At 48.4% G+C, this 11,920-nt stretch carries 9 protein-coding genes; 5 read left to right on the top strand and 4 right to left on the bottom strand.

What is annotated here, in order from left to right; translation table 11 throughout:
* The first annotated feature begins 23 nt into the window (after positions 1 to 23).
* On the top strand, positions 24 to 788 hold the full coding sequence (locus E4N66_RS05305) for a TrmH family RNA methyltransferase (RefSeq protein WP_253729238.1): 765 nt from the start codon (positions 24 to 26) through the stop codon (positions 786 to 788).
* 91 nt (positions 789 to 879) lie between these two features.
* Here the strand turns inward: E4N66_RS05305 and rlmB are convergent, their stop codons facing one another.
* The 4 genes from rlmB to E4N66_RS05285 form a co-directional block, all read right to left on the bottom strand.
* Positions 880 to 1,668 (bottom strand): 23S rRNA (guanosine(2251)-2'-O)-methyltransferase RlmB, encoded by a 789-nt coding sequence (gene rlmB / locus E4N66_RS05300; protein WP_253729237.1) that lies wholly within the window; start codon positions 1,666 to 1,668, stop codon positions 880 to 882.
* A 2-nt stretch (positions 1,669 to 1,670) separates the two neighbouring features.
* Positions 1,671 to 3,077 (bottom strand): MBL fold metallo-hydrolase RNA specificity domain-containing protein, encoded by a 1,407-nt coding sequence (locus tag E4N66_RS05295; RefSeq protein ID WP_253729236.1) that lies wholly within the window; start codon positions 3,075 to 3,077, stop codon positions 1,671 to 1,673.
* Between the two features lie 114 nt (positions 3,078 to 3,191).
* On the bottom strand, positions 3,192 to 6,416 hold the full coding sequence (locus E4N66_RS05290) for a right-handed parallel beta-helix repeat-containing protein (RefSeq protein WP_253729235.1): 3,225 nt from the start codon (positions 6,414 to 6,416) through the stop codon (positions 3,192 to 3,194).
* A gap of 187 nt (positions 6,417 to 6,603) precedes the next feature.
* A complete protein-coding gene (locus E4N66_RS05285) occupies positions 6,604 to 6,816 on the bottom strand; it encodes a hypothetical protein (RefSeq protein WP_044015951.1) in 213 nt (70 codons plus the stop codon).
* Positions 6,817 to 7,131: 315 nt separating this feature from the next.
* On the opposite strand from E4N66_RS05285, the gene dpaL reads away from it, so the two are divergent.
* The 4 genes from dpaL to yihA all read left to right on the top strand — a co-directional run bounded on the left by dpaL (position 7,132) and on the right by yihA (position 11,868).
* A complete protein-coding gene (gene dpaL, locus E4N66_RS05280; RefSeq protein ID WP_253729234.1) occupies positions 7,132 to 8,343 on the top strand; it encodes a diaminopropionate ammonia-lyase in 1,212 nt (403 codons plus the stop codon).
* Positions 8,344 to 8,494: 151 nt separating this feature from the next.
* On the top strand, positions 8,495 to 9,598 hold the full coding sequence (locus tag E4N66_RS05275; RefSeq protein ID WP_253729233.1) for an MraY family glycosyltransferase: 1,104 nt from the start codon (positions 8,495 to 8,497) through the stop codon (positions 9,596 to 9,598).
* A gap of 56 nt (positions 9,599 to 9,654) precedes the next feature.
* On the top strand, positions 9,655 to 11,229 hold the full coding sequence (locus E4N66_RS05270; protein ID WP_371922450.1) for a glucose-6-phosphate isomerase: 1,575 nt from the start codon (positions 9,655 to 9,657) through the stop codon (positions 11,227 to 11,229).
* 24 nt (positions 11,230 to 11,253) lie between these two features.
* Entirely contained in the window at positions 11,254 to 11,868 is a 615-nt protein-coding gene (gene yihA / locus E4N66_RS05265) for a ribosome biogenesis GTP-binding protein YihA/YsxC (RefSeq protein ID WP_253729232.1), read from the top strand.
* The last annotated feature ends 52 nt before the right edge of the window (positions 11,869 to 11,920 follow it).

Genomic DNA, 11,920 nt, shown 5'->3' with positions numbered 1-11,920 from the left:
GTTGCCTTGCCGTAACGTGCACTATGAGTGAATTATATCAAAAAGAATTGGCGGTGTGCGGTTTTGAAGCGGTAAAAGCGCTCGCCGCCGAACATCCTGAAAAAATTTCAAGACTTTTTTTTGCCGGAAGCAGGGCAAAAACATTCGGCAGCCTTTGTAAATATCTTGCTCAGCGGAAACGGCTCTACCGGCTCGTACAGTCGGATGCGGAATTGGAAAAACTCTGCGGCTCCGTTCACCACCAAGGGGTGGTCGCGATGATTGCAGAACCCCACGTCGCTGCCGTAACACCGGAACAGATGAAACGGTGGGAAACCGAAAAAGCCGCAGTGTTGCTGTGCGACCGTGTCGGAAATGCAAATAACCTCGGCGCAGTTATCCGCAGCGCAGCCTTTTTCGGCATAGAGCATATCGTGATAAGCGGAGAGGATGCACAAGCGCAGCTGACACCGAGCGCCTACCGGATTGCACAAGGGGGTGTGGAATTTATCACCTTGTATACCACTCCTTCCGCCGAACATTTTTTAAAGATGAGCAGCGGATATTTGGTACGGATAGGGGCGGATCATCGGGCATACCGCAGTCTAAAAGATATTCCGTCAGTGGTACAGCCGGACGAAGCGGTCGTTATAGTCTTAGGAAATGAAGAACACGGCATTTCTGCCGAAGCGAAAAAACTCTGTGATGTGCTGGTTAAAATCAACGGCAGCGGAGCAATCGAAAGCCTTAACGTAGCGCAAGCCGGCACCCTCTTCTGTTCCGCACTTGCCGAACTCCGGCGGGAATAACCGCGAAGAGGTTCACTCTGGTCGAATAGTCTCAATTTTCCCGCGGGGGTGGTAAAAAACGGCCTGATGCGTTTACCCTGCCTCCCCCCCCCTACCCGTTTTGCTGCCGGCGTACCTCATACATCAAAATACCGGCGGCGACCGAGACATTTAAACTGTCGAGCTTGCCGGAGGTGGGGATTGCCGTAAAGGAATCGCAGGAGGCTTTTAACAAGCGGCTGATGCCCGACCCTTCACTGCCCATAATAAGCACGGTTTTGTCGGGGAACTTGGTGTGCGGCAGCAGGTCGCCTTGGGCGTCGGCGCCGAATACCCAGAAGCCGTTGCGTTTAAGCTCTTCTACCGTCCGCACCAAATTCGCCGTGTATAAAAGCGGCACCCACGCCGCCGCCCCCGCGCTGATTTTACTGACAGTCTGAAAGTCTCCGGCGGATCTCCGTTCGGGCAGCACAACGGCGTCAACGGCGAATTGATCGGCGCTGCGGATAATCGCGCCGGTATTGTGAGGGTCGGTGATTGAATCAAGGACGACCACAAAGGCTTTTTCGCGGGAAGCCAGCGCAGCGAGCAGCGCATCGGCAGAAAGCTTCGGCGCCTGATCCTGCGGACGCTCATCGATCAGGATAATTCCGCGGTGATTTTGCAGATATTCCGGCAGGGACGCCGTCAATTTGTCAAGCTCGGCGTCAGTCCGCTGCTCTATCGTTACGGAAAGTTTTTCCGCCTGCGCAAGGATCTTTTTTACGCGCGGCCCCTGCTTGGCGTAAAGGATCTTGAGCCGCAATCCGGAGCTTTTTGTTTCCGAATTTTTTTTCTCCAACTGTGCTTCCACCGAGCGCAGTAATTCTTCTATCGCATGAAAACCGGTAATAATCTGCATCGCTATAACTCTATCACATCGCCGTACCGCATAATATGCGATTCATAGCGATGTTCCTGTAAATATGCTTGAAAAAAACTCTGTGCGTCCGGTTCACCGTGCACCATCAGCAGCTTTTTTAAGCTTCCGGTGTCGAGACTGTCAAGCCATTCGACCATTTCGACATAATCGGCATGGGCGCTGAACGCATTAATCTGAAGAATTTCAGCGCGGACTTGATGCCATTCTCCGAATATCTTTACCTCCGGTTCACGGTTCATCAGCCGTCTGCCGAGCGTATTTTCCGCCATATAGCCGACCAGCATAATTTTTGTCGAAGGCTTTGAAATATTATTTGCAAGATGGTGCGTAATGCGGCCGAATTCACACATACCGTCCGCACTGATAATAACCATCGGCTCTTCCATCGCGTTCAGTGCCTTCGATTCATCGACACTCGTAATAAACTTGAGCGCGTTAAAACCGAACGGGTTTTTGTGATGTTTAACAAAAGCTTCCTGCGTTTCGTGATCAAAGCATTCGGGATGCACCTGAAAGATGGTCGTTGCGTTCACCGCCATCGGTGAATCGACATAGATGGGAATTTGCGGAATCCGTTTTTGATCCGTCAGCAGATGGAAATAATAGATGAGTTCCTGCGTCCGCTCAACGGCAAAGGCGGGGATGATAATCTTACCGCGCATCTTTACCGCGTCATTAACCGCACGTTCCAGCATCTCCATCGCATTGTGAATATCCTCATGCCGGCGGTTTCCGTAGGTGCTTTCTATCATAATATAATCGGCAGCAGGGATAATATCAGGGTCGCGGATAATCGATTTATTCTTTCTGCCGAGGTCTCCGGTAAAGGCAATTTTTACAGTCTTACCGGCGGAATCTTTTGCCGTAATAAAGGCGATTGCGGAACCGAGAATATGCCCCGCATCATAAAATTCAAGCTGCACATTCGGGCCGATCCACACGGGACGATGATACGAAACCGTTACAAATTGATTGATGGTTTGTACGGCATCTTCTTCGGTAAAAAGCGGCTTCCAGTCGAATTTTTCATGTTTTTTGATTGCTTGTTTTTGTAAATATTCGGCATCCCGCGCCTGTATACGGGCGGAATCCATCAGCACGAGGTTGGCAATATCCCGTGACGCGGGCGTCGCATAGATATTGCCGGTAAACCCGTGTATACCCAACAGCGGTAACAGCCCGCAGTGATCATAGTGCCCGTGGGTAAGAACAACGGCGGTTAATTTATCGGCGGGAACATTAAAATCGCGGTTCTTTTTATCGGCTTCCGCCCGTTTCCCTTGAAAAGCCCCGCAGTCAAAAAGATACAAATACCCATCGACATCGAGAATATGCTTTGAACCGGTTACTTCCTCTGCGGCTCCCAGAGAATACACGTTGATGCTCATAAAAAAATGATACAGGGATTTTTTGAAAATGTCAATTTTTAAAAAATCCCTTACATCACGCATTCATCATTTTGAATCAACATACTCCGGCGCTCTGCGTCGGGGTATGTTGATTTATGATGTCTTCTTTTTCAGCTTGAGCGCATTGGTGCCCAGTTCCGTCGTCCATTTCTGCTCACTTGGTTCCGTCTGTTGGGTTATAGGGAACTTGTTGATATCACCTTGCATAAACGTATAAGAGCTACCTCTTTTTACAACTTCCCGCCCCTCATTGTAACCGGCATTATCGTTCTGCATTGTGAGCGTTGCCGCCTGTTGTCCTGTAAGCGCTCCGATAACGGTGATAAACGCATAGCCATCTTCGCCATGACCAGATCGGATACCGCCCAAATACACATCGTTATTCGCAGCAACTGTTGCGCTTCCGGACATATTAACAGTCGTACGAGCATCTTGCAGGTACATACCGCTTCCTTGCCTGGAAGCTGTGTTATTGGTTACGGTGCCGCCGGTAAAGGTTAGTGTGCTATTGAGGGGGAGATATATCCCACCGCCGTAAGAACCGGTTATGTTTTCTTTTATGACCGGCGAGTTGCTATCTATAGATTGAATAGTAAGCTGATAGCTTGAAGCAATTCCGCCTCCGCCGCTGCTTGCCGTGTTGTTGCTAATAACACTCTTGCCTTTCACGGTAATGACGCCCTTGTTGCCGTTAAAATTCATGCTGTGTATGCCACCGCCATATCCAGTAGCTGTGTTTTTGCTGATCATACCGCCTTCCATAGTAAAGGTACCGTGCATAACGGCAACGCCGCCGCCCGAGTCGGTTGTTGCCGTGTTTTTGTCACCATCATCGGCACCGCCGATAGTGCCGCCTTTCATGGTAAAGGAGCTATTGCTTATAACGGCAACACCGCCGCCATATCCGGCTTTGTTTTTGCTGATGGTACCGCCTGTCATTGTAAACGAAGCGGAATCATCGGTATAGGTCGAGATACTAGCACTCCCGTGACCGCCGACACATACACCACCGCCTGCATGCCCAAAATATTGTACGTTTCCATCAAGCGCTTCATTGTTTTCTATAGAGCCGGCCTTCATCTCGAACGTGGCGTCATCACATACGCACACACCGCCGCCTATTGTCGAAAGGTACGAGCCGCCGCCTGCCGTTTTAACTTTGTTGCCAATAATTTTCGAAGAGTCTCCTTCCATAATGAACTGAGTAGGCCGTCCGTCTCCACTGACGCAGACCCCGCCACCTCTAGCCTTTGTACCGGTGCTTCCTTGTGTAGTTGCCGTATTGCCGCTTATCGTACCGCCTTTCATCGTAAACATTGCACCGTAGGCAACGTATACACCGCCTCCGCTCGTCTTGGTAAGCGCTGATTGCACCGTATTGCCGCTGATGGTACCGCTATGCATGGTGAATACCCCGCTGGAGGTTACATACACGGCGCCGCCGTCAGTCGCCGAGTTACCGGTAAGCGTACAGCCGGTTATGGTAACGGTTCCTCCCTCACTTCCAATGGCACCGCCCTGCTTCGCGTTGCAGCGCTCAATCGTGCAGTTTGAAAGCTCTGCCCTTCCGCTGCTCCGAACAAAAATGCCGCCGCCGTTTCTGTTGTTGGTACCCGCTTTGCAGTCTTTAATCGTGCAATTTGAAAGCACTACCTTGCCGTTGGAGATATTAACCAAAATGGCGCCGCCGTCTCCGGTTGCATCTGAGGGAGTCGTAGCATTTTTGAGTGTCAAGCCGCTTAGGGTGAGTGTTTTACCGCTTTGCACGTTGAAAATACGGTGTGTTTTGCCGGTCGCAGCCGTATCTGCGTTCAGAATATCGGTATCCTTACCGCTTTTGCCCCGTATCGTAAGGTCTTTACCGATGGTAATTTCACCATAGTTACCGGTATCGTTCGTTGCCTTAATTTCTCCATTTATGATGATAATGTCGCCTGCGGTAGCGTTTGCCACGGTCTCTCTCAGCTTTTTCCATTTTTCATTCTCATCGAGTGTACTAGCGTCTATAGTTACGTCGCCTACACGGGTCAGTGTGTAGTACACATCACGGGTGTCTTCGGTAAATCCCGGTGCCGTTGCTTTTAGAACAACTTTATACTGCTTTGTATGCCCAACAGTGCCGGACGCGATAAGCCGTATCCCCGTAAGCGGCGAAGCACCCGAATTCTTGCTTGTTTCTACCGCCGTACTGCTGCTTATTATGTCGTAAACCGTGTACGAAATAGTAACGCCGGGCGTATTGCATGTTGCTTTGAGCGTTGCACCGTTTTCATCACATCTTATGCGATACGGCTGAGTCTCTGCGCCGTTTTCTCCGGATTGAGGAATATATGGGGATGGGTTAGTTACCTCAAGGTCTATAAGTCCGACTTTCCTTTTAACGGTACTGCATTCAACCTCGTTTGAACGAAGCCCCGCCGCATCGCTGAGCTGTGCAGTGTATGTTTTTGCCGCCGACGAGGCGGAAACTTCGATATCGGTTTTATAGTATATGAGCCATTTATCCGTAGTCTCTGGGAAGGGGGGCGCGGATCCCTCATAATCACCTAAACCCAACTGTGTTGCAGTATTTAAAAGCGGATCACCGGGGCTCCAGCTGAATGTTTGGGAGCTAAAATTAATATTTTGAATGGTATAAACAGCGCTTGCTCCGCCTTCTTTTGTAATGTGCAGCTTTTCAATGTCTCTGTGTACATACTCCGTACCTATCTTGGCATTCATGCCCTTCGCTTGGAATATGAGCACATAGTACCATTCGCTGCCTACCAGTGTTTTCCCGACACCCTTGTACTCCAAAGCAGGGGCAGTGTCAGCCTTGAGGTTTAGGTGGAACTTCTGACGGAATACTCTGTCGTTATTGGCAGTGAGAAAGGTAATTTCGGGACTGATATCTCCGGTGCCCCATTCATACTTTTTTAAAAAGCCGCTTTTATACGTGAGGGTAAGTGTATCGGGTGCTGTTTGCGTTAAGGTATAGTCTTTTGTATCGCCGTACTCCGGCTGCGGCGAAAGCCTGGGAAAGCGGATAACCTTTCCTGCATCGGCGGGGGAGGACGGCATCTTGAGGGTAAAGTTTTTAGGATTACGCAGTTTAACCGTAACCGTTACATCGGTATCGGTTCCATCATCAGCAATGGACGGTACGCACAATGCACCGGCAGCATTCGTTGAATACGACGGATTGATGCGATAGTCCGTAGCGATCACCTCCGCCGACCAATAACTTAAATAGTCTTCTATATTGTCTTTAAACGGCTGACAGTTTGTAAATAAAAGAGTTAAAAATATTCCTGTTATAATAGTACAAAGTTTACGCATACACGCTCATTCCTTTTACCCGTTTTTTTGACAATAACGCTGATAAAACAGCCGTATTACGGCCTACTATGTACTATTTTTATACAAATGACAAGAGAAAAAGATAAGAATTTCGGCGTTTCCACCGTGTATACCCGCCCCCCTCTAAAAGCTTCAGTGTTTAGAGAGGTGCAGCATTGTTAACCAATTAGGCGACTCCGTGAGCTTCGGCAGGAACTTCGCTGATATATCCGGTACGCAGGCAGAGTGCAAACATATCATTATCAAGAAATTCTTCGCTGATTTTCTCATATCCTTCTTTATCATGGCAGATGCGGATAAAATATCCTTTATCCGTTTCGTTCAGAATTGAAAAATAGGATACATCACCCGGATTACTTTTAATCGAATACAATTTCATACATTACCCTCCACTATAACGAAAAACGATGCAGTGTGCCGCTCTCCATAAAATTATTCGCTTGCAGCAGACGGCATCTATTTATAGTTTCGGCACCGCCTCAAAGAGCTTTAGACCACAGCCATCCGGGCAAACGCATTAGGCTGCTAAAAAACAGCCTGATGCGCTTGCCCTGACTGAACTTGACATATCTTGTATCTGTGCTATGATTAGCTCATAAATATTTTGATTCTAACAATTTTTTTTTGAATGAGAATCCTTAAAAAAACGGATTTTAGCGGTTCTCTATTTTAAAAGATTAAAAGGAGTTATCTTATGGAGAAGATTCTGTGGTCGGAAAATAAGCTTCCGAAAACGGACAACAAACAGCTTGCGGTAATGGCTTTAGACGAAATCAATAAGGCACACGCGTTTCATAAAAGCTTCCCGCAGTATGCACCAACACCGCTCGTTCCATTAAAAAATATGGCGGATATGCTTGGTGTCGGGTCGGTATTTATCAAAGACGAATCATGGCGATTCGGTTTAAATGCTTTTAAAGTACTCGGCGGTTCCTTTGCGATGGCAAAGTATATTGCAAAGCAGCTTAAAAAAGATGTTTCGGAACTCCCCTACGAGGTATTAACCGGTGAAAAACTGCGGAAAGAATTCGGGCAGGCTACGTTTTTTACCGCAACCGACGGCAATCACGGACGAGGCGTGGCCTGGGCTGCAAATAAACTCGGTCAAAAATCGGTCGTGCTGATGCCCAAAGGCTCTACTAAAACCCGCTTCGATAATATCGCAAAAGAAGGCGCAAAGGTTACTATAGAAAACGTCAACTATGATGAATGTGTTCGTATGGCTGCAGCGCTTGCCGCAAAAACGGAAAACGGCGTTATGGTACAGGATACGGCATGGGATGGGTACGAAGAAATCCCCGCATGGATTATGCAGGGCTACGGTACGATGGCGCTTGAAGCTGCCGAACAGCTCAAGGCAGCCGGCGTAGACCGCCCCACCCATATCTTTGTACAGGCAGGGGTCGGTTCACTTGCAGGAGCCGTACAAGGATATTTTAAAAATCTGTTCCCCAATAATTGCCCCATTACCGTTGTCGTGGAAGCGCGCGCTGCAGACTGCTTGTACCGGTCGGCAACTGCAGCAGACGGAAAACCGCATTTTGTAACGGGCGACTTGCAAACCATTATGGCAGGGCTCGCATGCGGCGAACCGAACACCATTTCTTGGGACATCCTAAAGAATAACACCAGCTGCTTTGTTTCCGCACCCGATTGGGTTTCCGCCCGCGGTATGCGTATGCTTGCGGCTCCTATTAAGGGAGATGCGCCGGTTACCTCAGGAGAATCGGGTGCCGTCCCCTTCGGCCTCTTATCCGCAATTATGCAGCACGATGATATGAAGGATTTACGCGCGGCATTAAAGCTCGATAAGAATTCAAAGATACTGTGCTTTTCTACGGAAGGAGATACCGATCCCGATATGTATAAAAAAATTGTCTGGGAAGGTTCCTACCCGTCGCTATAACAAAATATAAAAGCCGGTTAAGCTCTGATACTTGTATCTTACGGCTTAATCGGCTATCATATCTGCTACAAAGTTTTGCGTATTCTGCGCGTTGCAGTTTCGCTGAACAAAGGTAAGAATAGTTAATAATGACGTTTCCATTGAGGTTTTAATGCAACTGACACATGTGCAGCTTATCATATTCACGATGCTGATCCCCTGCGCCATATCAGCCTTCTTTGTATACCTTGTAATTCTTTTTGCAAAACGGCACAACTTATACGATGACGTCGGCGGTAGAAAAATCCATTCGGGGAAAATTCCGCGGTTAGGCGGTGTCGGTTTCTTTTCTGCCTTTGTATTGAGCGTCTTTATCACCTACTTCACATTTCCGGGCAGTATCGTTATAAGCCACCAATTTACGGCTATTATCATCGGAGGCTGCTTAATTTTCTTTATGGGACTTTGGGATGACCTAAAAAACTGGCGGGCTATCTATAAACTTATTGTTCAATTAGTTGCAGCAGGTATCGTCGTTTACGCAGGCTTCCGTTTCACCCGTATCAGTTTTGGCCCTATCAGTCTTTTCATCCCCTTCGGTATTTTTGCGTATCCGATAACGGTACTCTGGATTGCCGGTGTTACCAATGCCGTAAACTTGATGGACGGCATCGACGGACAAGTAGGCTGTTTGAGCGCTTCATTGCTGATCAGCTATATCGTTTTATTTTGTACGGATTTACCGCCTCATTTTTCTATGACCTATACCTGTATCATATTGACTGCTGCGATTATAGGTTTTTTATTTTTTAATCTTTCCCGCCCTAAAGCAAAGATATTTATGGGAGATGCGGGTTCTCAGTTTCTCGGCTTTGTACTTGCAATACTCCCGCTCGTACCCAGAAATGATGGATATGAAACTGCTGCTGCTCCTTTCGCGGCTATTTTTATGATGCTGCCTATTTTCGATATGATTGCCGCAATTTGGCGGCGTATACGGGATAAAAAACCGATACGGGAAGGGGACAGGATGCACCTTCATCATAAGCTGATGCTCATCGGCTATTCGCCGCGGGGGGCATTGGTTACTGTAATGATTTTACAGATCATTATAGATATATTCGTAACGCTGGCGGTTATCTCACAAGGACTGATGGCACTAGCAACGCTTATCGGGCTTTCACTGGTGGGGATATTATTCTTCGCGCTCATTCATTTTGAAAAAGAAAAGCACCTTACCAATGATGACACGGCTACTCCGAAGAATACACAGTAGATTTCTTCCCTTACCGGCGTTTTATTTTATAGGAAACAGCTACAAAGGAGACGATTATGTGGAAAAACTTAGATGAATGTTCCCTGTTTCGAGATTTGCAGGAAGCACAAATACCGGATCTCACACAATGGATGAAAGGAACGGGAGGAGCAAACCGTATAGAACGATACTCCATACCGATGGCTGCCGGTCTGCACTACAATTATGCTGCAAAGCAGGTTGACGAAAGCATCCTCACAAAACTCGGTATGCTCGCGAATGAACAGCAAGTAACATTAAAGTACCGAATGCTCCTTTCGGGCGAAGAAATCAATACCGGAGAATGCCGGAAAGTCCTGCATCATCTGACACGCGGACAGCTTGGCGACGATGTTATCTACAACGGCAAAAATATGCGTACCTTTTATTTGGAACAGCAGGAAAAAGTCCGTAAGTTTTCCGAAGCTGTCCGAAACGGTTCCATCACCGCTCCGTCCGGTAAGCCCTTCACTGATGTTGTACAGATCGGTATCGGAGGTTCGGATCTCGGCCCGCGTGCGTTGTACCTTGCGCTAAAAGCATGGGGGGAGCGGCATAACAAACTCAAGCTCCGCGCTCACTTTATATCGAATGTAGACCCTGACGATGCAGCGGCGGTACTTTCCGCGCTGGACTTATCGACAACGCTGTTTATCTTGGTTTCAAAGAGCGGCACCACGCTCGAAACGCTCACCAACGAACGCTTCGTCGGGCAATTTTTGCAAGCGGCGGGACTAAACCCTGCAAAGCAAATGGTTGCCGTAACGAGCGAAAGCAGTCCGCTTGCCAACAATCCTTCATACCTTGCATCCTTCTATATGGATGACTTTATCGGCGGACGGTACTCTTCCACCTCTGCGTGCGGAGGTGCGGTGCTTTCGCTCGCATTCGGGGCGGATACCTTTGACGCCCTCCTCGCCGGAGCCGCAGCTGCGGACAAGCAAGCCCTCGAGCCGAACCATACTAACAATGCCGCGCTCATGGATGCGCTGATCGGTGTCTATGAACGGAATATCCTCGGCTACGGCAGCACCGCTATTCTGCCCTACAGCCAAGCGCTTTCCCGCTTCCCTGCTCATCTGCAGCAGCTGGATATGGAATCCAACGGAAAGTCGGTGAACCGCTTCGGCGAACCGGTTCACTATAAAACAGGGCCGGTTATCTTTGGGGAGCCCGGAACAAACGGACAGCATTCATTCTATCAGCTGCTGCATCAAGGCGCCGATATTGTGCCGCTCCAGTTTATCGGCTTTGAAGAAAGTCAATACGGCAAAGACATTACCGTGGAAGGCTCTACCAGTCAGCAAAAACTGCTTGCCAATGTTGTCGCGCAGATTACAGCCTTTGCACTCGGTAAACAGGATGAAAATGCGAATAAGAGCTTTGCCGGAGGGCGGCCTTCAAGCCTTATCTACGGAAAGGCGCTTACACCGGAAGCGCTCGGCGCGCTGCTTGCACACTACGAAAACAAGGTAATGTTCCAAGGCTTTATCTGGAATGTCAACAGTTTCGATCAGGAAGGTGTTCAGCTCGGCAAGGTGCTTGCGAAAAAAGTCTTATCGCACGATATGCCGCCCGAACTCGCCGCCTACGCCCGCCTGTTTGGACTATAGGCTGAGGGAATTAGCACAACCGGTATGCTCAAGATCGTATCCGCCGAGTTCATCAAAGGGGCAATTAACAGTAAGCAATTCCCGCAGATAGGCGTTCCCGAGTTTGCTTTTTTCGGACGCTCCAATGCGGGAAAGTCTTCGCTGATCAATATGCTTCTTAATCGGAAAAACCTCGTAAAAACAGGCTCAAAGCCGGGCATGACACGGGAAATCAATTTTTTTGCGGTGAATGCTCCGGCAGGAAAGCCGCCAAGTGCAGAATCGTTTTGCGTTGCCGACTTACCCGGCTACGGCTTTGCGCAAGTATCCCAAGCGGAACGGAAGCGGATTGACGCTATGTTGTATGATTACTGCACAAGCCGATCTACACTTAAAACAGTATTCCTATTGATGGATATCCGGCGTGATCCTGCTGAAATAGAACTGCAAACCTTACAGTTTTTCCGGGAGCACAACATACCCGCTGTCTTGACGGCAACCAAAGCCGACAAGCTCAGTAAAAACGAACAGGCAACCCAGCTCCTTGCCCTTGCGTCCTTTTTTGAATGCAGCAAGGATGAAATAATCGTAACCTCTTCTACAAAAAAAACGGGCAGAGAAAAGCTGTTACAGCATCTCTCCGCCTGTCTTTCTGTGTAATGACAGCTTAAGATGCTAAATTGCAGAAAAGTGATAACCGTATTATAATAGC

Source organism: Treponema sp. OMZ 857 (assembly GCF_024181085.1).
Classification (GTDB): Bacteria; Spirochaetota; Spirochaetia; order Treponematales; family Treponemataceae; genus Treponema.
Note: the sequence above shows the minus strand (reverse complement) of the source record. Positions and strands in the feature narration are given on the sequence as shown.

What these genes read in the sequence shown, in the direction of transcription:
- E4N66_RS05285 (WP_044015951.1), bottom strand. Translation starts at nt 6,816, where the DNA reads ATGAAATTGTATTCGATTAAAAGTAATCCGGGTGATGTATCCTATTTT.
- E4N66_RS05295 (WP_253729236.1), bottom strand. Translation starts at nt 3,077, where the DNA reads ATGAGCATCAACGTGTATTCTCTGGGAGCCGCAGAGGAAGTAACCGGT.
- E4N66_RS05305 (WP_253729238.1), top strand. Translation starts at nt 24, where the DNA reads ATGAGTGAATTATATCAAAAAGAATTGGCGGTGTGCGGTTTTGAAGCG.
- E4N66_RS05290 (WP_253729235.1), bottom strand. Translation starts at nt 6,416, where the DNA reads ATGCGTAAACTTTGTACTATTATAACAGGAATATTTTTAACTCTTTTA.
- E4N66_RS05270 (WP_371922450.1), top strand. Translation starts at nt 9,655, where the DNA reads ATGTGGAAAAACTTAGATGAATGTTCCCTGTTTCGAGATTTGCAGGAA.
- rlmB (WP_253729237.1), bottom strand. Translation starts at nt 1,668, where the DNA reads ATGCAGATTATTACCGGTTTTCATGCGATAGAAGAATTACTGCGCTCG.
- E4N66_RS05275 (WP_253729233.1), top strand. Translation starts at nt 8,495, where the DNA reads ATGCAACTGACACATGTGCAGCTTATCATATTCACGATGCTGATCCCC.
- dpaL (WP_253729234.1), top strand. Translation starts at nt 7,132, where the DNA reads ATGGAGAAGATTCTGTGGTCGGAAAATAAGCTTCCGAAAACGGACAAC.
- yihA (WP_253729232.1), top strand. Translation starts at nt 11,254, where the DNA reads ATGCTCAAGATCGTATCCGCCGAGTTCATCAAAGGGGCAATTAACAGT.